Origin of the sequence: Pseudomonas sp. HMSC065H01 (genome assembly GCF_001815235.1) — a bacterium.
Lineage (GTDB): Bacteria > Pseudomonadota > Gammaproteobacteria > Pseudomonadales > Pseudomonadaceae > Pseudomonas > Pseudomonas aeruginosa.
In genome coordinates this window covers 303,468-324,738 of record NZ_KV819862.1, presented here as the reverse complement: position 1 = coordinate 324,738, position 21,271 = coordinate 303,468, and the positions used below count along the sequence as shown (strand labels likewise).

At 66.3% G+C, this 21,271-nt stretch carries 27 protein-coding genes; 18 read left to right on the top strand and 9 right to left on the bottom strand.

The window, feature by feature from the left end; genetic code table 11:
- Positions 1–159 precede the first annotated feature (159 nt).
- Positions 160–459: a cyclic di-GMP-binding protein PilZ gene (pilZ, locus tag HMPREF3014_RS11055; RefSeq protein WP_023085356.1), complete on the top strand. Its 300-nt coding sequence runs from the start codon at positions 160–162 to the stop codon at positions 457–459.
- Positions 460–516: 57 nt separating this feature from the next.
- On the opposite strand, the gene HMPREF3014_RS11050 is transcribed toward pilZ, so the two are convergent.
- On the bottom strand, positions 517–1,221 hold the full coding sequence (locus HMPREF3014_RS11050; RefSeq protein ID WP_003114777.1) for an MlaA family lipoprotein: 705 nt from the start codon (positions 1,219–1,221) through the stop codon (positions 517–519).
- A gap of 102 nt (positions 1,222–1,323) precedes the next feature.
- Between HMPREF3014_RS11050 and HMPREF3014_RS11045 the strand changes: the two genes are divergently transcribed.
- Positions 1,324–1,728, top strand: coding sequence for an acyl-CoA thioesterase (locus HMPREF3014_RS11045; protein ID WP_003114776.1), 405 nt, complete (start codon positions 1,324–1,326; stop codon positions 1,726–1,728).
- Between the two features lies 1 nt (position 1,729).
- On the opposite strand, the gene HMPREF3014_RS11040 is transcribed toward HMPREF3014_RS11045, so the two are convergent.
- Positions 1,730–2,449 carry a UTRA domain-containing protein gene (locus HMPREF3014_RS11040; protein ID WP_003104061.1) on the bottom strand — a complete coding sequence of 240 codons (720 nt, stop codon included), beginning with the start codon at positions 2,447–2,449 and terminating at the stop codon, positions 1,730–1,732.
- Between the two features lie 133 nt (positions 2,450–2,582).
- Between HMPREF3014_RS11040 and HMPREF3014_RS11035 the strand changes: the two genes are divergently transcribed.
- From HMPREF3014_RS11035 to HMPREF3014_RS11025, 3 genes are all read left to right on the top strand, one after another.
- Positions 2,583–3,326, top strand: coding sequence for an HAD superfamily inactivated hydrolase PcrP (locus HMPREF3014_RS11035; RefSeq protein WP_003108944.1), 744 nt, complete (start codon positions 2,583–2,585; stop codon positions 3,324–3,326).
- Positions 3,323–3,904 carry a phosphonate degradation HD-domain oxygenase gene (locus HMPREF3014_RS11030; RefSeq protein WP_003090877.1) on the top strand — a complete coding sequence of 194 codons (582 nt, stop codon included), beginning with the start codon at positions 3,323–3,325 and terminating at the stop codon, positions 3,902–3,904. The genes HMPREF3014_RS11035 and HMPREF3014_RS11030 overlap by 4 nt, the downstream gene beginning before the upstream one ends.
- A gap of 73 nt (positions 3,905–3,977) precedes the next feature.
- Positions 3,978–4,241 (top strand): DUF4404 family protein, encoded by a 264-nt coding sequence (locus HMPREF3014_RS11025; protein WP_003090878.1) that lies wholly within the window; start codon positions 3,978–3,980, stop codon positions 4,239–4,241.
- Between the two features lie 66 nt (positions 4,242–4,307).
- Here HMPREF3014_RS11025 and queF read toward each other — a convergent pair whose 3' ends face one another.
- From queF to ptrA, 3 genes are all read right to left on the bottom strand, one after another.
- Positions 4,308–5,138 (bottom strand): NADPH-dependent 7-cyano-7-deazaguanine reductase QueF, encoded by an 831-nt coding sequence (gene queF, locus HMPREF3014_RS11020; RefSeq protein WP_003090879.1) that lies wholly within the window; start codon positions 5,136–5,138, stop codon positions 4,308–4,310.
- Positions 5,139–5,255: 117 nt separating this feature from the next.
- The gene (locus tag HMPREF3014_RS11015; protein WP_003119888.1) at positions 5,256–5,873 is read right to left on the bottom strand and encodes a copper-resistant cuproprotein CopI; all 618 of its coding nucleotides are present in this window, start codon (positions 5,871–5,873) and stop codon (positions 5,256–5,258) included.
- Between the two features lie 171 nt (positions 5,874–6,044).
- Positions 6,045–6,236 (bottom strand): T3SS anti-activator PtrA, encoded by a 192-nt coding sequence (ptrA, locus tag HMPREF3014_RS11010; RefSeq protein WP_003090881.1) that lies wholly within the window; start codon positions 6,234–6,236, stop codon positions 6,045–6,047.
- Positions 6,237–6,361: 125 nt separating this feature from the next.
- On the opposite strand from ptrA, the gene HMPREF3014_RS11005 reads away from it, so the two are divergent.
- Positions 6,362–7,042, top strand: a complete 681-nt coding sequence (locus HMPREF3014_RS11005; RefSeq protein ID WP_003098784.1) for a heavy metal response regulator transcription factor — start codon at positions 6,362–6,364, stop codon at positions 7,040–7,042.
- A complete protein-coding gene (locus HMPREF3014_RS11000; protein ID WP_003160564.1) occupies positions 7,039–8,370 on the top strand; it encodes a sensor histidine kinase in 1,332 nt (443 codons plus the stop codon). The genes HMPREF3014_RS11005 and HMPREF3014_RS11000 overlap by 4 nt, the downstream gene beginning before the upstream one ends.
- A 49-nt stretch (positions 8,371–8,419) precedes the next feature.
- Here HMPREF3014_RS11000 and HMPREF3014_RS10995 read toward each other — a convergent pair whose 3' ends face one another.
- From HMPREF3014_RS10995 to HMPREF3014_RS10980, 4 genes are all read right to left on the bottom strand, one after another.
- Positions 8,420–9,199: an ABC transporter permease gene (locus HMPREF3014_RS10995; protein WP_003090884.1), complete on the bottom strand. Its 780-nt coding sequence runs from the start codon at positions 9,197–9,199 to the stop codon at positions 8,420–8,422.
- The gene (locus HMPREF3014_RS10990; RefSeq protein WP_003090885.1) at positions 9,196–10,128 is read right to left on the bottom strand and encodes an ABC transporter ATP-binding protein; all 933 of its coding nucleotides are present in this window, start codon (positions 10,126–10,128) and stop codon (positions 9,196–9,198) included. Before HMPREF3014_RS10990 ends, HMPREF3014_RS10995 begins: the two co-directional genes overlap by 4 nt.
- Positions 10,129–10,203: 75 nt before the next feature.
- Positions 10,204–10,824, bottom strand: a complete 621-nt coding sequence (locus HMPREF3014_RS10985) for a glutathione S-transferase family protein (protein ID WP_003162387.1) — start codon at positions 10,822–10,824, stop codon at positions 10,204–10,206.
- A gap of 114 nt (positions 10,825–10,938) precedes the next feature.
- Positions 10,939–11,610: a transglutaminase-like domain-containing protein gene (locus HMPREF3014_RS10980; RefSeq protein ID WP_003098789.1), complete on the bottom strand. Its 672-nt coding sequence runs from the start codon at positions 11,608–11,610 to the stop codon at positions 10,939–10,941.
- Positions 11,611–11,762: 152 nt separating this feature from the next.
- Between HMPREF3014_RS10980 and HMPREF3014_RS10975 the strand changes: the two genes are divergently transcribed.
- The 11 genes from HMPREF3014_RS10975 (at position 11,763) to HMPREF3014_RS10925 (ending at position 21,064) form a co-directional block, all read left to right on the top strand.
- Positions 11,763–14,210, top strand: a complete 2,448-nt coding sequence (locus HMPREF3014_RS10975) for an acyl-CoA dehydrogenase (protein WP_003108955.1) — start codon at positions 11,763–11,765, stop codon at positions 14,208–14,210.
- A gap of 128 nt (positions 14,211–14,338) precedes the next feature.
- Positions 14,339–14,719 (top strand): PA2816 family glutamine-rich protein, encoded by a 381-nt coding sequence (locus HMPREF3014_RS10970; protein ID WP_003090889.1) that lies wholly within the window; start codon positions 14,339–14,341, stop codon positions 14,717–14,719.
- Between the two features lie 58 nt (positions 14,720–14,777).
- On the top strand, positions 14,778–15,188 hold the full coding sequence (locus tag HMPREF3014_RS10965; protein ID WP_003090890.1) for a PA2817 family protein: 411 nt from the start codon (positions 14,778–14,780) through the stop codon (positions 15,186–15,188).
- Between the two features lie 264 nt (positions 15,189–15,452).
- Positions 15,453–16,178, top strand: a complete 726-nt coding sequence (locus HMPREF3014_RS10960; RefSeq protein ID WP_003108957.1) for a Crp/Fnr family transcriptional regulator — start codon at positions 15,453–15,455, stop codon at positions 16,176–16,178.
- Between the two features lie 65 nt (positions 16,179–16,243).
- Positions 16,244–16,837, top strand: a complete 594-nt coding sequence (locus HMPREF3014_RS10955) for an RNA polymerase sigma factor (protein WP_003090892.1) — start codon at positions 16,244–16,246, stop codon at positions 16,835–16,837.
- A 68-nt stretch (positions 16,838–16,905) separates the two neighbouring features.
- Positions 16,906–17,148 carry a RebB family R body protein gene (locus tag HMPREF3014_RS10950; protein ID WP_003090893.1) on the top strand — a complete coding sequence of 81 codons (243 nt, stop codon included), beginning with the start codon at positions 16,906–16,908 and terminating at the stop codon, positions 17,146–17,148.
- Positions 17,149–17,178: 30 nt separating this feature from the next.
- Positions 17,179–17,805, top strand: coding sequence for a hypothetical protein (locus tag HMPREF3014_RS10945; protein ID WP_003116571.1), 627 nt, complete (start codon positions 17,179–17,181; stop codon positions 17,803–17,805).
- A 50-nt stretch (positions 17,806–17,855) separates the two neighbouring features.
- A complete protein-coding gene (locus HMPREF3014_RS10940; RefSeq protein WP_016253301.1) occupies positions 17,856–19,997 on the top strand; it encodes a hypothetical protein in 2,142 nt (713 codons plus the stop codon).
- A gap of 10 nt (positions 19,998–20,007) precedes the next feature.
- Positions 20,008–20,202: a hypothetical protein gene (locus tag HMPREF3014_RS10935; protein WP_003116569.1), complete on the top strand. Its 195-nt coding sequence runs from the start codon at positions 20,008–20,010 to the stop codon at positions 20,200–20,202.
- Between the two features lie 23 nt (positions 20,203–20,225).
- Positions 20,226–20,465, top strand: coding sequence for a hypothetical protein (locus tag HMPREF3014_RS10930; RefSeq protein ID WP_003116567.1), 240 nt, complete (start codon positions 20,226–20,228; stop codon positions 20,463–20,465).
- 53 nt (positions 20,466–20,518) lie between these two features.
- Positions 20,519–21,064, top strand: a complete 546-nt coding sequence (locus tag HMPREF3014_RS10925; RefSeq protein ID WP_003452364.1) for a hypothetical protein — start codon at positions 20,519–20,521, stop codon at positions 21,062–21,064.
- Positions 21,065–21,271 lie beyond the last annotated feature (207 nt).

Here is a 21,271-nt window from a genome sequence, read left to right as displayed (position 1 = left end):
CGCAGACGGTACTCCCATCCGTTGAGCAGTTCAAGCCGTTGACCTTTGCCGGAAAATCCGCCTTTGTCCGTCCGATCCCGTCCGCACGGTATAAACTTTGACGATAATCGCCAGGATTGCCAGTCGCCCTCCCATCGCCCCGACCATGAGGATCAGCCCATGCAGCCCATCGAGCACAACTACAGCGAGAAGCGCGACTTCATCCGCATGAAGCTCGACACCCCGGTCACCATCCGCTGCGAAGGCCACGAGTCGGTGGCCCTGTGCCGGGACCTGTCCGCCAGCGGGCTGCTGCTGGAAGCGCAAAGCGAACTGGCTCCGGGCGACCACCTGCGGGTGAGCATCCCGTCCACCCACGAGACGCTCACCGGCCTGGAACTGGAAGCCCGCGTGGTGCGCTGCGAACGCCTCGGCCCGGGTCGGCATAGCCTGGGGCTGAGCATCGTCGCGATCCACTGAAACGACGAAAGGCGACCCAAGGGCCGCCTTTCCAGGTGTCGCACGAAGCGGGTCGACTTAGAAGTCGTCCTCCACCTCGCCGTCCTTGACCTTGAACTCGCGGTTCTGCAGGTAGGCGTTGCGGATGAAGATGTACTTGTCGCCGCTGATCAGTTTTTCCGACTTCAGCAGGTTGGCACGGGTGTCGACGGTATTGATGCCGAACATCACGTTGCGCGCGCGTACGTCGTCCATGTAGTGGTAGGGACTGACATAGATGTCCGGGATCTTCGCCGGGGCATCGCGCAGCGTGCTCGGGCCGAGGAACGGCAGCATCACGTACGGGCCGCTGCCGACGCCCCAATAACCCAGGGTCTGGCCGAAGTCCTCATCGTTGCGCTGCAGGCCCATCGGGGTCGCCACGTCGATCAAGCCGGCCAGGCCGAAGGTGCTGTTGAACAGCAGGCGGCTGGTGTCCACGCCGGCATTGTGGAACTTGGCCTGCAACAGGTTGTTGGCCAGGTTCTTCACGTCGCCGAGGTTGTTGAAGAAGTTGTGCACGCCGTCCTGAACGAAGTTCGGGGTGACCTTCTGGTAACCCTGGGCCAGCGGTTTCAGCGCATAGGTGTCCAGGGTGTCGTTGAAGGTGAAGATGGGACGGTTGATGCTTTCCCAAGGGTCTTCTTCACTGGCCGCCAGGGACAGCGTGGGTGCCAATGCGAGGCTGGCGCAAGCCAGGATTCGGGCACTACGTTCGATCCAGTTCACGCCGCGGGCGCGCATTGCTGTATCTCCTTTGCATGACTAGTCTTGGCCGCCAGCGCGGCTTCAGCGTGCGCGCAGTATATAGGCTCGCATCGATTTTGAGACTAGAAGAGTTACGAGATGGCTGACAGACAATTGCTACACACGGCCCATATCCCGGTGCGCTGGGGCGACATGGACAGCTACGGGCACGTCAACAACACCCTCTATTTCCAGTACCTGGAAGAGGCCCGGGTGGCCTGGTTCGAAACCCTCGGCATCGACCTGGAAGGCGCTGCCGAGGGGCCGGTCGTGCTGCAAAGCCTGCACACCTACCTGAAGCCGGTGGTGCATCCGGCCACCGTGGTGGTGGAACTGTACGCCGGCAGGCTGGGCACCAGCAGCCTGGTACTGGAACATCGCCTGCACACCCTGGAAGATCCGCAAGGCACCTATGGCGAAGGCCACTGCAAGCTGGTCTGGGTGCGCCACGCGGAAAACCGTTCGACGCCCGTGCCGGACAGCATACGCGCCGCGATCGCCTGACTCAGGCGCCCGGATAGGCCGCGTCGAGCACGATCTCCAGAGCGTCCGGGCGCCAGAACTCCTGGTCGAACTCGACCACCCTCTGCCCCTCCGCGTAACTCAGTCGCTCCAGGTACAGCGCCGGCGAACCCGGCGCCAGTTGCAGCGGCTCGGCCTGGGCCGCGTTCAGCGCGGTCGGGTGCATCGCCAGTTGGCAGCGCGTCGGCTGCAGGCCGAAACGCTCGCGCAGCAGGCTCATCAGCGAAGTATCGAGGTCGTGGTCCAGCAGGCCTGGGCACCACCCGGCATCCAGGGCGATCAGTTCGATCAGCACCGGACGCTCGTCCACCCAGCGGCGCCGTTGCAGGAAATACACCGGCGCGCTGTCCTCCAGCCCCATCCGCTTGGCCAGCCAGGCGCCGGCTGCTCGCCGCTCGGCGTGCAACGTCTCGGTACGCGGCTGGCGTCCCTGGGCGCTGACGTATTCCATGAAGCCGGTGGTACGGGTCGGGTTGTAGCGGATCCGCGGCGGCGCGACGAACCAGCCGCGGCGGTTCTCGCGATAGACCAGGCCTTCGGTTTCCAGTTGCTGCAGGGCTTCGCGAAGGGTGATGCGGGTACACAGGAAGCGCTCGGCCAACTCCCGCTCGGAGGGAAGTTTCACCTGCAGCACGCCCTGGGCGATATCCGCGGCGAGCTGGTCGCGGATGCGCAGGTACTGACGAGATTGATCGACCGGCATGACGGCCTCGCTGATTCAGACCGGCCGATTATAACGGCAGCCCGTCGGCCTATCGCCACTGCCACGAAAACGTCACGGCAGCGTCACAAAACCCCTCTAGGCTGGCCTAGACCATTTGCCAGACGCCTTTCGCATGCCCAGCTCCGACCAACTCCCGCGCTTCACCGCCCTGCTCTTCGGACTCTCCGGCGGCCTGGTGGATTTCGGCGCCCGGACCCTGTCCCTGGCGCTGCTGCGCAGCCATCCGCATAGCCCTGCCGAACACCTCCGCGACGCCAGTCTGCTGCCCTTCGCCGAGGCACAAAGCTTCCTGTTGCGGCGCAAACCGAACAAGAGCGAGCGCCAGCGCCTGGAGCAAGCCCTCGACGAAGCCGCCGGGGAACAGGCCGAAGCTATCGCCGGTGCCGTGGCCCTGTTGGAGAGCCTGGACGAACAACGGATTCCCTACGCCTGGCAGGACGAGCTACCGGAATCGGTCTGCCAGCGCCTTGCCGCGCCGCTCGGCCGAGCGGACGCCCTGATCCCCCTCGCCGGCGCGCGCCCCTGGCCGGCCCCCGATGGCTGCTGGCAGGCCCTCGCCCGGCTGGGCATCGAGCGCCTCGACGGCTGCGTGCTGGTCAGCGCCCAACCGCGTCAACTCCAGGCCGGACTCAATGCCGGGCTATGGACCATCGGCCTGGCCGCCAGCGGGCCGTCGTGCGGCCTCTCGCCGGCCGACTGGGACGCTCTCGGACACACCGAGCGCGACCGCTTGCGCGCCGACGCCACCCTGGAACTGTACCGCCTGGGCGTGCATTCCGTGATCGATCACCTGGGCGAGCTGCAACCCTGCCTGCACGACCTCGCCGTCCGCCGCCTGAAAGGAGAAAAACCATGAGCCGCGCCCGTCACCGCTTTCTCGACGAACTGGCCGAACGCTTCGCCAGCCATGGCGCCGAGCCCTATGGCGAGGCAGTCAGCCAGGCCGAGCACGCGCTGCAGTGTGCGACCCTGGCCGAGCGCGCCGGCTGCTCGGACAGCCTTGTAGTCGCCGCCCTGCTGCACGATATCGGCCACCTCTACGAAGACCCGGCGCAGATCGACGAGGAGGACCTGCGCCACGAGGAATTCGGCGCACGCCTGCTGCGCGAGCTGTTCCCAGAGTCGGTCTGGCAGCCGGTGCGCCTGCACGTATCGGCCAAGCGCTTCCTCTGCGCGGTGGACCCGAGCTACCACGCCAGCCTGTCGCCGGCCTCCCGGCACAGCCTGGTGCTGCAAGGCGGGCCGTTCGACGAGCGTGCCGCCGCGGCCTATATCAAGGCGCCCTATGCCCAGGACGGCCTGACCCTGCGCCGCCTCGACGACCTGGCCAAGGACCCGGCCATGCGCACCCCCGAACTGACGCACTTCTTCCCGCTGCTGGAACGCCTGCTGCGGATTGATCCGGATCGCGCACATCTGCGCCCGACAGGTTAATCTGTTCGGCATGGACGGACCTTTCGGCGCCCGCCGGAGGTCCACCGAAGACTTGTACGTCGAGGGAAATACCATGCCGAAAGAGAGTCTGCTGCGCGAACTGTCCGCCCTGCGCGAGCAACTGGAGCAACAACCGCCGCTGAACGAAGAGCAGCGCGCCGAACTGGAACTCCTGATCAGGGACATCGAACTGAAACTGGCCAACGAGGACGCCCTCAACGAAGGCAGCCTGGTCGATGGGGTCAACCTCGCCGTCGAGCGCTTCGAGGTCAGCCACCCGACCCTCGCCGGCACGCTCCGCTCCATCGTGCAGAGCCTGGCCAACATGGGTATCTGAACGACTTGCCGAAATGAAAAGCCCCGGCATGGCCGGGGCTTTTTCGTATCCGCGTGTTGCGAGGCGTTACTGGCGCACCAGGCGTCGGTTGTCCGGTGCGACCTCCGCCAGGCTGCGGTAGGGATTGATATCCAGGCCGCCACGGCGTACGTAGCGCGCGTAGACGCTGAGCGCCTGCGGCTGCAACAGGCGCTGCAGGTCGAGGAAGATGCGTTCGACGCACTGTTCGTGGAAGTCCTGGTGCTGGCGGAAGGAAACCAGGTAGGCCAGCAGGCTGGCCGGGTCCAGCGCCGGGCCCTGGTAGTCGACCACCAGGGTGCCCCAGTCGGGCTGGCCGGTGACCGGGCAGTTGGACTTGAGCAGGTGGCTGTAGAGCTGCTCCTCGACGATCCGCCCGGCGTCGCAGCGCAGCAGTTCCGGGCGCGGCTGCTCGTAGCCGTCGACGGCGATGTCCAGCTCGTCGATGCAGCGCCCCGGCAGACGCCCGATGCCCTCCTCGGCCACCTCGTCGAGGCTGCGCAGGCGCACGCCCACGGGCGCCCCGGCAGCGGACGAGAGATCTTTCTCCAACACCGTACGGAGCGCCTCGCGACTGTCGAAGGCGGACTGGTTGAGGGAATTGAGGTAGAGCTTGAACGACTTCGACTCGATGATGTTCGGCGAGTCCGCCGGGATCGAGAACTCGCCGATCGCCACCACCGGCTTGCCGGCCGGGGTCAGCCAGGACAGCTCGTAGCAATTCCAGATATCCACGCCGCGATAAGGCAGAGTCTCGGCGCTCAGGCCAAGCTCGGCCCATTTCGCCGTGCGTGAAATGGGGAACAGCAGCGACGGCGTGTAGCTGGAGACGTATTCGCTGGTCTTGCCCAGCGGCGAATGTTCGGCGGGATGCTGCATGAGGGAAACCTGCTGGATGAATCGCGCAGGGCCCTTCCCCGCGCGCCGCGCCGCACTGGCGGGCGGCGGCAAGTGTATACGGATCGGCCGGCATCTTCACGCCGGCCGTCCGCCGGCTCAGGGCTGCACGGTCAGTTGACCGACCATCCCGGCCTGGTAGTGGCCGGGGATGTTGCAGGCGAACTCCAGCCGGGTGGCTTTGGCGAAGGTCCAGGTCAGCTCGGCGCTCTTGCCCGGCTCGACCAGCACGCTGTTGGGGTCGTCGTGCTTCATCATCCGGCCATGGTCCATGCCGGCCATGCCGTGGCCCATCTGACTATGGTCCATCGACGCCATGCCGGTCGGGGTGAGCATCCCGGACTGCTGCATCTCCAGCATCTCCTTCTGGTGCTCGGCATGCATCGCCGCGTCTCCCAGGTTGAACTCGTGCAACAGCTTGCCTTCGTTCTTCAGCACGAAGCGGACCGTCTCGCCGGCCTTGACCTCGATCGCCCGCGGCTTGAAGTACATGTCGCCGAGCACCACCTCGATGCTGCGGCTGGCCTGCGCGGCCTGGGCCGGCTTGCCGAAGGCCTGGCCGTGGGCCGGCGAAGCCTGGGCGCTGGCACCGAAAAGCACGCCGAGGACGATCAGGGAAGCGGGAAGCAGGCGGCGCGGAAACATACGGGGAATCTCCATCGGGTTGATGTCGCCTATCCTGTGTCGCTGCGCCTGCCGGCTGGCTGTCGGGAGCATTACATCTTTGTCAGCTTGCCGCCGTTGCGGACCGCGAAGGCTAAGATCGCCCAGCGCCACCGACGGGCATAAAAAGCCCGCCGACCGGAAACCAGGGAACCGGTGGCGGGTGAAGACGGGATCGGAGCCCTCCGTCATCCCGTGTGGAGCCGGGGGTGGAAGAACTGGCGATCAGCAGTTTTCCTTGTCCTTCTTCGTCGCTTCGGCCTGCTTCGCCAGTTTCTCCTGGTGCGCGGCACGAGCCTTGGCGGCCTGGGCCTGCATGCGCTCGAAGACGATGTCGCCGCCGCTGTCGGCCATGGCCGGAACGGTCGGGGCGAGGACCAGCAGGAAAGCGAGGGTGGAGGCAGTGAAGGTACGCATGGGAAGTCTCCTCGAATGAGTTCCCCTGTAGTCTGCGCGGGGGCCACTGTCGCCCCCGTTACCCACTGATTACGATGCTGTCAGAAACAGGTCGGCATGGCCGGCAAATGTAACGAGGGATGAACATGAAACTGCTGATCGTCGAAGACGAACCGCGCATCGGCCAGTACCTGCGCCAGGGGCTCGCCGAGGCAGGCTTCGCCGTCGACCTGAGCGACGATGGCAACGAGGGCGAGCAACTGGCCCTGGGCGGCGACTACGACCTGCTGATCCTCGACGTCATGCTGCCCGGCCGTGACGGCTGGCAGATCCTGCGCAGCGTGCGCGACGCCGGGATGACCGTACCGGTGCTGTTCCTGACCGCCCGCGATGCCGTAGAGGACCGCGTGCGCGGCCTCGAACAAGGCGCCGACGATTACCTGGTGAAGCCGTTCGCCTTCGTCGAACTGCTCGCCCGGGTGCGCACCCTGCTGCGCCGGGGCAGCCAGCAGTTGCAGGAGACCACCCTGCAACTGGCCGACCTCGAACTCGATTTGCTGCGCCGCCGGGTGCAACGCCAGGGCAAGCGGATCGACCTCACCGCCAAGGAGTTCGCCCTGCTCGAACTGCTGCTGCGGCGCAGCGGCGAGGTGCTGCCCAAGTCGCTGATCGCCTCGCAGGTCTGGGACATGAACTTCGACAGCGATACCAACGTCATCGAGGTGGCCATCCGCCGCCTGCGCGCCAAGGTCGACGACGACTACCCGCAGCGCCTGATCCATACCGTGCGCGGCATGGGCTACGTTCTCGAAGAGCGCGACGAATGAGCGCCGGGTTCGGCTCGCGGATGTCCCTCGGCGTCCGCCTGAGCCTGCTGTTCGCCGCCTGCACGGCGGCGGTCTCGCTGATCGCCGGATTGATCTTCAGCAGGGCCATCGACGAGCATTTCGTCGAGCTCGACCATATGGCGATGTCCGCCAAGCTCGCGGTGTTTCGCGATGAGCTGCGCGGCCTCGGCTCGGAACAACAGATGCGCCGCCGCGAAGCGGAACTGCTGCGCGAACTGGCACGCCATCCCGACCTCGGCCTGCGTCTGAACGGCCCGGATGGCAACCTCTGGTTCGAGCGCCTGCCGCAGCCTGCGCATCCCGGCCTGCCCGCCAACCGCGAACTCGGCGCCCCGCTGGAGCCCGGCAACGACGCTTCGCCGCGACTTACCGTGATCCTCGACATCAGTCATCACCAGCACTTCCTGCAACGCATGCGCCAGTTGATCTGGCTGACCATGAGCCTGTCGGCGCTGGCCACGGCGCTGCTCGGCGCCTGGGCCACCGGCGCCAGCCTGGCGCCGCTGCGACGGATGCGCGAAGTCGCCGCGCGGGTTTCCGCCAACTCCCTCACCACCCGCCTCGACGCCAGCCGGATGCCAGAGGAGCTGCGCGGACTGGCCGGCGAGCTGAACGCCATGCTGGCGCGCCTGGAAGAAGCCTTCCAGCGCCTCTCGGCGTTCTCCGCCGACATCGCCCACGAGTTGCGCACCCCGCTCACCAGTCTGCTGACCCAGACCCAGGTGGTATTGTCCCGCCCACGCTCGCTGGAGGATTATCGCGAGGCCCTGCACGGCAACCTCGAGGAGCTGGAACGGCTCACCGCGATGGTCAACGACATGCTGTTGCTGGCCAAGGCCGACCACGGCCTGCTGGCGCCCAGCCGCCAGGCCCTGGACCTGGGCGCGGAAGTCGACTCGCTGCTGGAGTTCTACCAGCCGCTGGCGGAAGACCACGATATCCGCCTGCTGCGCCAAGGCAGCCTGAGCCTGCCCGGCGACCGCGGCATGCTGCGGCGGGTGCTGGCCAACCTGCTGGACAACGCCCTGCGCTTCACCGCCGATGGCGGCGAGATACGTATCCGTCTCGGCGACCGACGCCTGAGCGTGGAGAACCAGGGTCCGGCGATTCCTCCCGAGCGCTTGCCGCGCCTGTTCGACCGGTTCTATCGTGCCGATCCGGCGCGCCGCGAAGGCCAGGGTGAACACGCCGGGCTCGGCCTGGCGATCTGCCGCTCCATCGTCCAGGCCCACGGCGGCGAGATCCGCTGCGAGTCTGCCGACGGCTGGACCCGTTTCGTCATCGATTTCGCTCGCCCGCGCCGATGAAACGCGAAGCCCCCATGACGGGGGCTTCTGTTTCATGCCTTCGAGCGTTTCATTGGCGCATGCCGCGCCCGCTCACCAGCAGCCTTACGCAGCCGAGATAGAGCACCGCGGTGGCCAGCAGCATGAAGCCGATGGCCACGCCGATGCGAATGTCGGAGACGCCGAGGATGCCGTAGCGGAAGGCGTTGACCATGTGCAGGATCGGGTTGGCCAGCGACACGGTCTGCCAGAACGGCGGCAGCAGGTTGATCGAGTAGAACACCCCGCCCAGGTAGGTCAGCGGCGTCAGCACGAAGGTCGGGATGATCGAGATGTCGTCGAAGTTGCGCGCGAACACCGCGTTGATGAAACCGCCCAGGGAGAAAATGGTCGCGGTAAGCACCACCACCAGCACCGTGATGCCCAGGTGGTGCACCTGCAGCTTGGTGAAGAACAGCGACAGCATGGTCACGATCACCCCCACCGCCAGGCCGCGCAGTACGCCGCCGATGGTGTAGCCGAGGAGGATGGTGTGCGGCGATACCGGCGACACCAGCAGCTCCTCCACCGAGCGCTGGAACTTGCTGCCGAAGAAGCTCGACACCACGTTGCCGTAGGCGTTGGTGATCACCGACATCATGATCAGGCCGGGCACGATGTATTCCATGTAGGTGAAGCCGCCCATATCGCCGATCTGCCGGCCGATCAAATTGCCGAAGATCACGAAGTACAGGACCATGGTGATCGCCGGCGGCAGCAGGGTCTGCGGCCAGATCCGGGTGAAGCGGCGCACCTCGCGGTAGACGATGGTGTTCAGGGCGACCAGGTTGGCGCTCAGCTCGCTGCTCATCGGGCGATCCTCGTCAGGTTCTTCTCCACCAGCGACACGAACAGCTCCTCCAGGCGATTGGTCTTGTTGCGCAGGCTCAGTACCTCGATGCCTTGTGCGCCCAACTGGGCGAACAGATCGTTGATGCCCTGGCTTTTCTCCACCTGCACTTCGAGGGTGTGATCGTCCACCAGCCGCGTCGGGTAGCCGTCGAGAGTCGGCGGCAGGGCCTGGACGTTCTTCAGGTCGAGCAGGAAGGTTTCCGAATGCAGGGTCATCAGCAGGTCACGCATGCTGGTGTTCTGCACGATCTCGCCGTGGTCGATGATGGCGATGTTGCGGCAGAGCTGCTCCGCCTCTTCCAGGTAGTGGGTGGTGAGGATGATGCTGATGCCTTCCTGGTTGAGTTCGGTGAGGAAGCTCCACATCGAACGACGCAGCTCGATGTCGACCCCGGCGGTGGGCTCGTCGAGGATCAGCAGGCGCGGCTGGTGGACCAGTGCGCGGGCGATCATCAGGCGCCGCTTCATGCCGCCGGAGAGCATCCGCGAGGCTTCGTTGCGCTTGTCCCACAGCCCCAGCTGGGTCAGGTAGCGCTCGGCGCGCTCCTTGGCGATCTTCGCCGGGATGCCGTAGTAGCCGGCCTGGGTCACGACGATGTCGAAGACCTTCTCGAACTGGTTGAAGTTGAACTCCTGCGGCACCACGCCAAGGCAACGCTTGAGGCCGGCCGGGTCCTTGTCGAGGTCGTGGCCGAACACCGAGACCGAACCGCTGGTCTTGTTCACCAGGGTCGAGAGAATCCCGATGGTGGTGGACTTGCCCGCGCCGTTGGGGCCGAGCAAGGCGAAGAAATCACCTTCGGCGACGTCCAGGTCGATGCCCTTGAGGGCCTGGAAACCGTTGCCGTAGGTTTTCGTCAATTGACGGATGGACAGGGCGGAACTCATTAGGCTTCCCGTGTCGGAAGGTGAAGAGGAAGAGCTAGATAAGGCTACGGGTAACAAAATGCAACAGTAGCCGGCTCAGGTCAGTTCGGTCATTACCGCGGTGCGGAACGCCGGGCGCTCGCGCAAGCGCAGGTACCAGGCCTCGAGGTGGGGCAGCGGCGGGCGCTCGATGGGCATCTCGAACCAGGCGTAGATGAAACAGCCCAGGGGAATGTCACCCATGCCGAAGCGTTCGCCGGACAGCCAGGGTTGGCCGGCCAGGGTCTGGTCCGGCACCCGCAGCAACTCGCCGCAGGTCTGCAACGCCTTTGCGATCAGGGCCTCGTCGCGTTGCTCCGGCGACGTACGCAGCGTTCCCCAGAACAGGTCGCGGAACGGCCCGGCGAGAGTCGAGGTGGTCCAGTCCATCCACTTGTCGGCGTCGGCGCGGCGCACCGGGTCCTGCGGATAGAGGTCGCCCGGCGCATAGCGGGCGGCCAGGTAGCGGACGATGGCGTTGGACTCCCAGAGGACGAAGCCGTCGTCCTCGATCACCGGCACCCGACCGTTCGGATTCATCGCACGGAACGCCGGCTCATCCACCAGGCCGAACGCCCCGCCGGCATCCACCGTCCGGTACTCCAGGCCAGCCTCCTCGGCGCACCACAGCGCCTTGCGCACATTGCTCGAGTTCTTCCGGCCCCAGATGGTCAACATACTCTGCGTTCCCTCTTCGGTTGATGCGGCGGATGGGTCGCCGGAGCGCCCGGACGACATGCCGCACCCTACCGAGGATGGACCGAAGAAGGAAGACGCGCCGGCTGATGGTGACTATCGACGCCCTTCATCTTGCCCGGCCTCGGCCTGGAAATCGCCGTCCAGGGCCAGCGGGCGGCCGGAGAACAGGTGCGGATAGTGCTGCTGCAAGTGGGAGAAGAACAGTTCCTCCGGCAGGTCGGCGAACTGGCCGTGATCGGCCAGGTACTCCATGTAGCGCTCGCCCTGGCGGTTGAATGGATGGAAGACGCTGTCGGCGACGCCGTCGAACTCCAGCGGAGCGACGTCGAAGGCGCGGCACAAGGCACGGTTGAACGCCGGGGTGGCCTTCACCCAGCGGCCCTCGAGGTACAGTTCGGTATAGCCGTGCATGGCGAACACCTCGCTGCGCAGCGCCTCCAGCAGGCGCGGCGTGGCCAGGTGGTTGCGGACGTCGGCCAGGCCGATCCGCGCCGGAATCCGGCAATGCCGAGCGCAGGCGGCGAGCAGGATGGCCTTGGGCACGCAATAGGACTCGCCCTGCTGCAGCGCGTGGCTGGCCTTCAGGGTCTGCGGATCGCGGCTGAACACGTAGGGGTTGTAGCGCACCCCGTCGCGTACCGCGTAGTACAGCGCGACCGCCTGGTCACGCGGTTTCGCCGAATTCCCCCGGGATTTTTCCGCGAACTCCACCACCACCGGGTGGTCACTATCCACGAAGCGGCCGGATTGTAGGTAGGACTGCATGGCGGGCTCCCGGCGGGCAATTTGTCCCAGTCTAAACGGGAAGTTTTCGCCTATAACGTGACAAACCGGCCAAGCTGACCGGCCCTGCCGCCAAACGGCGGCAAACGGGCTAAGCTCGAGACGCCGCCTGGCGTCTTCATGGAGGATTCCGCATGTTGTTGCTCTGGTTAGTCGTACTGGTACTCGGTGTCGCTTACCTCGCCCATCGGCGTACCCCACCCGCTCCCGCGCTCGGCATCAGCGCCGCCTACCTGATCCTGATGGGCGTGTTCAGCCACGCGCCCGGCTGGCTGCTGCTGGTCTTCTGGCTGCTCTGGCTGGCGGTGGCGCTTCCCCTCGCCCTGCCCGACCTGCGCCGGCGCGTGCTCAGCGGTCCGCTGTTCGCCTGGTTCCAGAAAGTCCTGCCGCCGATGTCCGACACCGAGCGCGAGGCCATCGAGGCGGGCACCGTGTGGTGGGATGGCGAATTGTTCAGCGGCCGCCCGGACTGGCAGAAACTGCTCGACTACCCCAAGGCGCAACTCACCGAAGAAGAGCAGGCCTTCGTCGACGGCCCGACCGAAGAACTCTGCGCCATGGTCAGCGACTGGGACATCGGCCAGCGCATGGACCTGCCGGAAGAAGCCTGGGCCTTCATCAAGCAGCACGGCTTCTTCGGCCTGATCATTCCCAAGGAGTACGGCGGCAAGGGCTTCTCCGCCTTCGCCCACTCGCAGGTAGTGATGAAGCTCGCCACCCGTAGCGGCGACCTGGCCTCGACGGTGATGGTGCCGAACTCCCTCGGCCCGGCCGAGCTGCTGCTCCACTACGGCACCGACGAGCAGCGCCAGCGCTACCTGCCGAGCCTGGCCAAGGGCGACGACATCCCCTGCTTCGCCCTCACCGGCCCCTACGCGGGCTCCGATGCCGGCGGCATGACCGACGTCGGCATCGTCTGCAAGGGCGAATGGGAAGGTCGCGAGGTGCTCGGCCTGCGCCTGACCTGGGAAAAGCGCTACATCACCCTCGGCCCGGTGGCCACCCTCCTCGGCCTGGCCTTCAAGTGCCACGACCCGGACCATCTGCTGGGCGACGAGGAGGACCTGGGCATCACCCTGGCGCTGATCCCCACCGACACCCCCGGGGTCGAGATCGGCCGCCGCCACGTGCCGCTGGGCGCCGCCTTCATGAACGGTCCGAACTCCGGCAAGGACGTGTTCGTGCCGCTGGAGTACATCATCGGCGGGCAGGAAATGATCGGCAAAGGCTGGATGATGCTGATGAACTGCCTGTCGGTCGGACGCTCCATCTCGCTGCCGGCGGTGGGCACCAGCGCCGGCAAGGCCAGCAGCTACGTCAGCGGTCGCTACGCCCAGGTCCGCGAGCAGTTCAACGTGCCGATCGCCGCCTTCGAAGGCATCCAGGAGGCGCTCGCCCGCATCGGCGGCAACGCCTGGCTGATGGACAGCGCGCGAATCCTCACCGCCAACGCGGTGGACCTCGGCGAGAAGCCCTCGGTGCTTTCGGCGATCCTCAAGTACCACCTCACCGAGCGCGGCCGCGAGTGCATCGCCCATGCCATGGACATCCATGGCGGCAAGGGCATCATCATGGGCCCGAACAACTACCTGGGTCGTTCCTGGCAGGGCGCGCCGATCTTCATCACGGTGGAAGGCGCGAACATCCTCTCGCGCAACCTGATGATCTTCGGCCAGGGCGCGATCCGTTGCCATCCGTACGTGCTCAAGGAAATGGAACTGGCCCAGCGCGAGGACAAGGACCAGGCCGCCCGCGAGTTCGACGCGCTGCTGGTGAAGCACATCGGCTTCGCCGTCGGCAACGCCGCCAGCAGCTTCCTCCTCAGTCTCAGCTGCGGCCACCTCGGCAACGCGCCCGGCGACCGCATCAGCCGTCCCTACTTCCGCGCGCTGAACCGCCTGGCGGCGTCCTTCGCCCTGCTCGCCGACTTCAGCATGATGCTGCTGGGCGGCGAACTGAAGCGCAAGGAACGCCTCTCCGCGCGTCTCGGCGATGTCCTCAGCTATCTCTACCTGGGCTCGGCGGCGCTCAAGCGCTACCACGACCTGGGCAACCCGGACTACCTGCATCCGCTGCTGCGCTGGGCCATGGAGGAAAACCTCGGCAAGGCCGAGGCGGCGCTGGAGGACCTGCTGAACAACTTCCCCAGCCGCTTCTTCGGCTGCGCGCTGAAGGTCCTGGTACTGCCGTTCGGCCGCCGGCACAAAGGGCCGGGCGACGAACTGGACGCCGAGATCGCGGAAATCCTCGGCCGTCCGGACGACGACCCGGCGTTGCAGGCGATCCTCGCCGGCGCGTTCCTGCCGAAAGACCCGCAGGACCCGGTCGGTGCCCTCGCCCACGCCTTCGACGCGGTACGCGAAAGCGCCGCGCTGGAGAAAACCCTGCACAAGGCGATCAAGGAAGGCAGGGTCCAGCCGCAAGCGGGGCAGAACCCGATCGATGCCGGCGCCGCCGCCGGCGTGCTGAGCGCCGAGCAGGCGCAGGCCCTGCACCAGGCCGAAGCGGCACGGCGCAAGGTGATCGACGTCGACGACTTCGCCAAGGAGGAACTGCAACTGGCCGACGGCAGGATCCGCTGACACTCCGCGGCAAAGCGACGGTCGCAACCGACAAAGGCGCCTTCCGGCGCCTTTGTCGTCTTCACCCACCCAAACCCGGGCGATTGGCTAGAATCGACGGGCACATCCCTGACGTACGGGAGGCCATCATGCTCAAGCTATTTGCCACCGGCCTGGCAGCCTCGTTTCTCCTCCTGCCCCCGGCGCAGGCCGCACCGCCTGCGCCCTATGGCGTGCAGCCGCACCAGCAGGCGGTGCAGCGCGCTGGCGAACAGCGCCAACGCCAGCTCCAGGAACAGCGCCAGCGCTTCGACGAACAACGCCTGCAACTGCAGCAGGATCAACTGCAACGCCAGCAGCAGAACCTGCAGCGGCAACGGCAGCAGCGACAGATGCAGGACAACCTGATCCGCCAGCAGCAACTGGACCAGCAGCGCTGGCGCCTGGAGCAGGACCAGCGGCGCCTCGACAGCGAACGCCGGCAACTGGAAAACCGCCGGCGCCAGAGCCAGTCCCCGGCGATCCGCTGAAACTGGCCGGCGCCGCGAAACCCTTTATACTGCCCAGCTTTTTTCCAGAGGACCCGTCATGGCCAACTCCTACCTCGAGCACCACCTCGCCCTGCTCCAGCACCTGCGCAACATCCTCGGCGCCCTGGGCGAGGCCGAGCAGGTGCCGGAAGAAAACCACGGGCTGTTCCTCGAGCGTTTCGACGAACTGATGGACGAACTGCCGCGCGACCCGGAAGGCGCCCAATACCTCGGCCAGGACCTGATTTCCCAGGTCTTCCACCGCTATCCGCAGATCGCCCACCTGGTACCGCGCGACCTGCTGTGGTTCTTCGGCGGCGATTGCCTGCACTTCATGCCGGACGAAGAGATCGACCTGTTCCAGCGCCTCGACGAGCGCCGCTACGAAGCCGAAGAGCGCGGCGAAACGTTCGACTGGAACCGCGAAAAGCAGTTGCTCGCGCTGCCCGAGGACAGCCCGCGGCACTGAGCCCGCCACGGCCACCGGCCGTCCCGCCCCGACCGCCATCCGTGCGCTCGGGGCCGCCTCCCGCCAGCCCAAACCTCGCTACCCTTTCCGAATAAAAAACGGACCGCCCGCCCGATTGCCGGAGCGCGCCGAGTCCGTACCTAGCAGTTCTGCCGGGTAGCCGGAGCTTCACACCCCTTCGCCGCACACGTCCCCACTGATTGCTCTGCAGCGAGCATGTCGTACCTCGCCGGAGCTGCCGATCAATCTGGCGAAGGCGCAGGCATGCACTCGAACGAGTCAACGGAAGACCGCTGTTCACGCCACTACACCCTGCTGCAACGGTGCCCGCTGCTGCACGGGCTGCCCGATCTGCTGCGGCACGTGGCGACCCATGCGTCGGAGCGCCGGTTGCGCGACAAGGACGTCCTGTTCCTCAAGCACGACCCTGAAGACTTCATCGGCCTGGTCCTCGGCGGACACCTCTATACCGTGCTCTACGGGCCGGACGGGCGGGAGCTGATCGTCAATGATATCCGTCCTGGCGAAGTGATCGGGGAAACCGCGCTGATCCAGCCGAACCGCCGCGAGACCTCTGCCTACGCCTCCGGCGCGGCGTCGGTGCTGATCCTCCACCGACGTCACTTCGCCCCGTTGATCGCCGACACGGAATTCCTCAACCGCGCGCTGGCCCTCCTCTGTTCGCGCCTGCGCGAAGCCTCCGGTTTCGTCGAGAGGGTCTGCCTGCATCGCCTGGAGTCGCGCCTGGCGCGCCATCTCCTGGCCAGCCTGGCGAGCGAACAACCCGAGGGAGCCTGCGCGACGCTACCGACCAACCAGAGCATCCTAGCAGCGATGCTCAACGCCAGCCGGCCGAAGCTCAACGCGCAACTGCAAATATGGAAACGCGAAGGGCTGATCAGCTGCCGCAACGACCGGATCCTGATCAACGACCTCGGTCGCCTGCGACGCAAGGCCGAACTACCAGCCGCGCCCCTGTCACCCAGGTAACAGCCTCGCCCACCGCCCGCCTCACAGACTGCTCGCCGACACGAGCAACCAGGGAGGTAGCGGTTATGGATCGTCCGAATCAGCCAGGCGGCAACGAAACCGGTTCCGATCGCCTGTTCGAGGAAAGCTGGCGTGCCGCGCAGGCTGGCCTGCGCAAACGCGCACAACGCCTTGCGCGCGGCAACAGCCATCGGGCCGAAGAATGGCTGTCGAGCACCGCGGTCAAGGCGCTGCTGTTCCTGCGCCAGTCACCGGAGCGGGTACGCGACCCCCAGGGCTTCCTGTTCCTGGTCCTGGAACACGTCTACCTGGACAGCGCGCGCCACCAGATCCGCGAGGACCGCCTCATCGACCGCGGCATCGACCTGCACGATGGCCAGTTGGAGCGCTTCGCCGCCGTCGGCTCGCCGCTGGAACGCCTGGAGCAGCTGGAACGTCTCGACCAGGTGGACAAGGCCCTGGCCTCGCTGTCGCGCCAACAGCAGCAGCTCTTCGAACTGCGCTTCATCGAGGAACTGCCCTATGCCGACATCGCCAGCCAGCTCGGCATAGCCCCGCCGCTGGTGCGCAAGCGCGTGCAGTTGCTGCGCTCGCGGCTGAGCGCCGACTTTTTCGCCGGCGACGTTTCACAAGACAGACGCAGCCGCGTTCATTCCTGACAAGCGAGTCGAGGCCCGTGCGACCGGCCCCCTGCCCGACGAGCACCTGCCCATTCAAGGAGAGTCCCATGGCTGACCCCACGGCTGTGAATGCCCAGATCACCGATGCCGTCACCCAGACCAACGTCAAGGTGGTCGCCGAAGCCCCGGCCCAGGCCATCGCCGCGCTCTACCAGATCGCCAGCCATTCCGCCGGCCTGTCCCTGCAGAACGCAGTCTACAGCCAGCAGGCCCTGAACCAGATCTCCACCGCGGTGGTTTCCAAGGCGGTGTCGATGATCATGGCGATAGAAGACAAGAAAGGTATCTGACCCGCCCCTTGATCCCAGGAGTGCCCAGACATGTTCGGCTTCGGCAAGAAATCCGCGCCCGCGCCATCCGGCGACAGCGAGCAAGCCGCCGCCCCCGGCGAGGCCGGCCGGCAGACGCCAGCCAGCGGCGGCAGGGCGTCCGCCAACGGCGACGTGAAGCTGCCGTCGCGCCCTTCGCCGCTGGCCGGCATGAGCGAGCGCCTGCTCAAGCAGACCGAGGCGCCGCCGCCGGACACCAGCGCCCTGAACAGTCAAGTCGTGCAGGCGGTGCAGATGAGCAACAGCGAAACCGCCGGCTATGCGCCGTCGCAGATCGCCATCGCGCCGAACATGATGATCAGCCAGGCCTCCGGGCTGGTGGCGCAATCCGCCGCCAGCTACTTCGACGGAGTCAGCAAGATCGCCCTGGCCAGCCAGGCGATCCTGCTCCGGCAGATGACCCAGAACATCGCCGAAAACAAGCTGGCCCAGGCTGCCGAGGACGCGCTCGGCGCCCTCGCCACCGACCTGCTGATGGGCGCCGCCGCCGCGGTAGCCGCGGCGGCCGGAGCGATCGAGGCGGAATCGGCCAGCTTCGCCATCGACAAGATCGACCAGAGCATCGCCAAGTACAGCGAGACCCTCGCCAGTCGCGGCGGCAAGGACACCCAATCGTAGCCACCACCGGCGGGGCCGGCGGCGTCCGGCCCTGGCACAGGAGAGCCGTCATGGCCTATTTCAAGCTGGAAGAACCGGTCAGGTTCCATCGCTATCCCTTCGACTTCCATAGTCACTTCGCCGGCATCCTGCCGGTGGAAAGCAACAGCCGCTGGACGCGCGACCGCCGGGTCTTCCGCGTCGGCGAGCGGCAGGTGAGCCTGGAGAAAGGCCAGGAGCTTTCCCTGATCGGGCTGCTGATGAGTGCCCGCGGCGTCGCCCCGGACGTCGACGGCAAGGCGCTGGAGGAGGCTCGCCAGGCCGCGCACTATGAGCTGTTCGAACTGGCTCTGCAGCGGATGGTCAGGCGCAATCCGTTCGCCGCGACCGACCGTCAGGGCTACCTGCGCGGCGAATGCGCGGCGGAGAACATCTATCTCGCCTGCCTCATCCTGGCGCAACGTTTTGGCCGGACCTCGCCGCCAGCGGCCATCGACCAGCCGGCGATCTACCTCGGCACCCTGGAACTGCTCGATGCGAGCGCGGTTCGCGACAGCGAGACGGACCAGTTCGTCCGCTACTTCAACCGCAAGATCTGGAGCGGCAACAAGTACACGCCGTTCGACGACGCCTACTGGGCCCGCGGCGCCATCCGCGATCGCCATCCGGGCGAATTCGCCTGCCTGACGCTGGGGTTCCTCCTCCACGAAGGAATCAGCCATACCCAGACGGCGACGGGGGAAGACGAGGTGGCCTTCCTCGATTCCCTGTTCGAACAATTCAACGCCTCCGAGAAGACCGCCTACCGCCTGCTCGCCCACACCGCGCATGGCTATGCCAGCGAAGCCGCCTTCGATGCCGAGCTGCACAGGATCCTCCGTCATTTCGAAATACAGCAGGGGCAGCCACCGCAGGCCCGGCTGGTCGGCATCGACCTGCTCGGCATGGAGACCGCTACCGGCCTGTACCGACAGTTCTTCGACTTCCTCCTCGGACAGGCCGCGGTGTTTCGCCACTACCTGGACGGCAAGCCGGAAACCCGCAAGGTGGTCCTGCACATCCATTGTGGAGAGGGGACCGGGGTGTCCGACGACAACCGGTCGCTGTGCGGTTACTTCCTGCGCAACGCCAACGCGCTGGACGATTTCTACGCAGCGCTCTCCGCCTATGCCTGGAAGTGCTATGGCAACACCATCCGCCAGGGCAAGGCGCGGCTACGCGAACGGGAGAACCTGCAGGACCGTGACAAGGCGCCCAGCGCCCTCGCCGGCCTTTTCGACGAACTGTTTTTCGGCAACAGCCTGACCGCCTCCGGCCTGCGGCTACGCCGCTTCGACATCACCAGCGGGACTACCCAGGCCCTGGTCGCCTACTACGCCCGCACCAACGTCGTGAACCTCTGCCAGGCGCTGGCCAGCCGCGACGCCGACGGCAACAGCTACTACCGCCGCCTGCTGGAGAGCGATCTGTTCAGCCTGCGCATCGGCCATGCCTACTACTACCGCAACTATCTGGCCAGCAAGTTCCCCGAGCTGTGCTTCGACACCAACCTGGGAAGCAATTTCATTACCGGCGCCTCCGGCCTCTTCGACTCGCTGCAGGAATACCGCCTGAACCGTGGCCTGCGCCATCTCGACGGATACGTCGGCACCGACCAGCTCAAGGAGCTCAGCCTGGCCATCGCCTACCAGGGCGAACAGCGCCTGGACCCACAACAGATGCAGTACGTCCATGCCCTGGCGGAAAGCCAGAGCGGCTTCGACGAACTGGGCGAACACCTCCCGGGTACACCCGGCTGGGCGAAACCCGCGCTGGAACAGTTCTTCGCAAGTCAGTGCGCGCTCTACCGCTCCGAGGAGGATCGCTACTTCCAGTTCGAAGCCTACCGGCGCCTCTTCGCCCAGGTCCTCAACTGGCGCTCCTATCTGCTGGGCGCCGACGGCCAGGGTGTCGAGCACTCCAACGTACAGGACGAAGCGATCCGCATGGCGCTCCTGCTCAACTATGCCGCCGCGGACCGCCACGGCCGGGTACCGGTCGCTTCGCTGGAGAATGCCCAACGCCTGCTGGTGCAACTGGGCAGCGCCTACTGGGAGGAAACCATCGGCGCCGTCGACCTGGCCGGCGCGCCCCATCGGGACCGAGAGCTGCAGCGCTTCGAAGGGTTCGCCGCCCCCGCCTCGGTCGTGCGCATCTCCACCCGCAGCAGTTGAGGAGCGACCGATGAGCGCCTACGCACGCTACATCAGACGCCGCGCGCTCGCCGCCGCGGACCGCCCGGCGCAGCGTTCGCCGGACGCCAGCGAGGAGACACGGGACCAACCGCCCCCCAGCAGGCCGGCGAGCGGAAAGCGCCTGCTGGAAATATCGGACAGCGATGCGGCCAAGCTCTTGGCCGTGCTGAAACTGCTCGGATGAGCACCCACCCCAGGAGAAGCGTCATGAAAGAAGAACTCGAAACCCTCGTCACCCAGGTCAAGGCACTCCTCACCGAATGCCTGCAAGGCTGGCTCCAGGCCCTGTCCCAGGGAGACAGCGTGGACGACCCGGCCAGCCTTGGACAGTTGGCGGTGCAGTTGAGCACCGCCTACAGCACCCTGCAGGCCGCTGCCGCCGCCTACCCCGGCGATACCGGCGGCAGCGCGCAGGCCCCCTCGGCGGACGGCACGCAGCAGTACTGAAGCCTCGCCACGACACCCCGCGCACCGCGCGTCTATCGCAGAGGAGTCCGCGCATGTCGATCTCGGAAGAATTGGGGAGGAATCTGGTCCAGCTGGCGCAACTCTGGCTGAAACGCCCCCTCACCAGCGAAGAACACGAGCAGTTGAGACAGTTCCAGCTCGGCCTCGGCAACGACGCCAGCAGCGATCCGGCCGTGCACGCGCGACAGCAGGCCGAACAGGTGATCGAGAACGGCCGGCAGCGTTCCGAAGGCTCCATCCGCCAGATCCTGCAGAACGTCCAGCAGGCCTCGACCCAGGCCCTCCGCGCCCAGGACAGCGGCGAGCAGGCGATTCTCGAGGCGGTCAATGCCGCCGGCAGCCTGGCCGAACTGCGTCCCGGCCACCTGCAGAGCGGCCAGGCAAGCGCCAACCAGTTGGTGATGTCGCAGATTGCCGACCGCCTGGCCAACCTAGTGAAGAGCGAGGTACGCCTGTGCTTCGAGCAGAACTTCGGCTCGCTCAAGCAGCAACTGGAGAACGCTATCGCCATCTTCAACCAGAGCAACCACAACACGTCCGCACCGCCGCCGGACAAGCCCGACCCGCCCGCCGCATGAGACCGCACCGACAAGCGCCCCGCCTCGCGGGGCGCTTGCATTTTCGCCGCCCGCCAGGCCTGGCGCCGACGGATTCACAACTCCCTGGCTGGAGCGTTCATCAAGACAGCACGACATGAGCCGTGCCGTTCACTCACAGGGAGTCACATCATGAGTTTTCCGACCGCAGTCAACGACCAGATCACCGATGCCGTCACCCAGTCCAAC

Coding starts and splice junctions, on each gene's coding strand:
- pilZ (WP_023085356.1), top strand. CDS start 160: ATGCAGCCCATCGAGCACAACTACAGCGAGAAGCGCGACTTCATCCGC.
- HMPREF3014_RS11050 (WP_003114777.1), bottom strand. CDS start 1,221: ATGCGCGCCCGCGGCGTGAACTGGATCGAACGTAGTGCCCGAATCCTG.
- HMPREF3014_RS11045 (WP_003114776.1), top strand. CDS start 1,324: ATGGCTGACAGACAATTGCTACACACGGCCCATATCCCGGTGCGCTGG.
- HMPREF3014_RS11040 (WP_003104061.1), bottom strand. CDS start 2,449: ATGCCGGTCGATCAATCTCGTCAGTACCTGCGCATCCGCGACCAGCTC.
- HMPREF3014_RS11035 (WP_003108944.1), top strand. CDS start 2,583: ATGCCCAGCTCCGACCAACTCCCGCGCTTCACCGCCCTGCTCTTCGGA.
- HMPREF3014_RS11030 (WP_003090877.1), top strand. CDS start 3,323: ATGAGCCGCGCCCGTCACCGCTTTCTCGACGAACTGGCCGAACGCTTC.
- HMPREF3014_RS11025 (WP_003090878.1), top strand. CDS start 3,978: ATGCCGAAAGAGAGTCTGCTGCGCGAACTGTCCGCCCTGCGCGAGCAA.
- queF (WP_003090879.1), bottom strand. CDS start 5,138: ATGCAGCATCCCGCCGAACATTCGCCGCTGGGCAAGACCAGCGAATAC.
- HMPREF3014_RS11015 (WP_003119888.1), bottom strand. CDS start 5,873: ATGCTCCCGACAGCCAGCCGGCAGGCGCAGCGACACAGGATAGGCGAC.
- ptrA (WP_003090881.1), bottom strand. CDS start 6,236: ATGCGTACCTTCACTGCCTCCACCCTCGCTTTCCTGCTGGTCCTCGCC.
- HMPREF3014_RS11005 (WP_003098784.1), top strand. CDS start 6,362: ATGAAACTGCTGATCGTCGAAGACGAACCGCGCATCGGCCAGTACCTG.
- HMPREF3014_RS11000 (WP_003160564.1), top strand. CDS start 7,039: ATGAGCGCCGGGTTCGGCTCGCGGATGTCCCTCGGCGTCCGCCTGAGC.
- HMPREF3014_RS10995 (WP_003090884.1), bottom strand. CDS start 9,199: ATGAGCAGCGAGCTGAGCGCCAACCTGGTCGCCCTGAACACCATCGTC.
- HMPREF3014_RS10990 (WP_003090885.1), bottom strand. CDS start 10,128: ATGAGTTCCGCCCTGTCCATCCGTCAATTGACGAAAACCTACGGCAAC.
- HMPREF3014_RS10985 (WP_003162387.1), bottom strand. CDS start 10,824: ATGTTGACCATCTGGGGCCGGAAGAACTCGAGCAATGTGCGCAAGGCG.
- HMPREF3014_RS10980 (WP_003098789.1), bottom strand. CDS start 11,610: ATGCAGTCCTACCTACAATCCGGCCGCTTCGTGGATAGTGACCACCCG.
- HMPREF3014_RS10975 (WP_003108955.1), top strand. CDS start 11,763: ATGTTGTTGCTCTGGTTAGTCGTACTGGTACTCGGTGTCGCTTACCTC.
- HMPREF3014_RS10970 (WP_003090889.1), top strand. CDS start 14,339: ATGCTCAAGCTATTTGCCACCGGCCTGGCAGCCTCGTTTCTCCTCCTG.
- HMPREF3014_RS10965 (WP_003090890.1), top strand. CDS start 14,778: ATGGCCAACTCCTACCTCGAGCACCACCTCGCCCTGCTCCAGCACCTG.
- HMPREF3014_RS10960 (WP_003108957.1), top strand. CDS start 15,453: ATGCACTCGAACGAGTCAACGGAAGACCGCTGTTCACGCCACTACACC.
- HMPREF3014_RS10955 (WP_003090892.1), top strand. CDS start 16,244: ATGGATCGTCCGAATCAGCCAGGCGGCAACGAAACCGGTTCCGATCGC.
- HMPREF3014_RS10950 (WP_003090893.1), top strand. CDS start 16,906: ATGGCTGACCCCACGGCTGTGAATGCCCAGATCACCGATGCCGTCACC.
- HMPREF3014_RS10945 (WP_003116571.1), top strand. CDS start 17,179: ATGTTCGGCTTCGGCAAGAAATCCGCGCCCGCGCCATCCGGCGACAGC.
- HMPREF3014_RS10940 (WP_016253301.1), top strand. CDS start 17,856: ATGGCCTATTTCAAGCTGGAAGAACCGGTCAGGTTCCATCGCTATCCC.
- HMPREF3014_RS10935 (WP_003116569.1), top strand. CDS start 20,008: ATGAGCGCCTACGCACGCTACATCAGACGCCGCGCGCTCGCCGCCGCG.
- HMPREF3014_RS10930 (WP_003116567.1), top strand. CDS start 20,226: ATGAAAGAAGAACTCGAAACCCTCGTCACCCAGGTCAAGGCACTCCTC.
- HMPREF3014_RS10925 (WP_003452364.1), top strand. CDS start 20,519: ATGTCGATCTCGGAAGAATTGGGGAGGAATCTGGTCCAGCTGGCGCAA.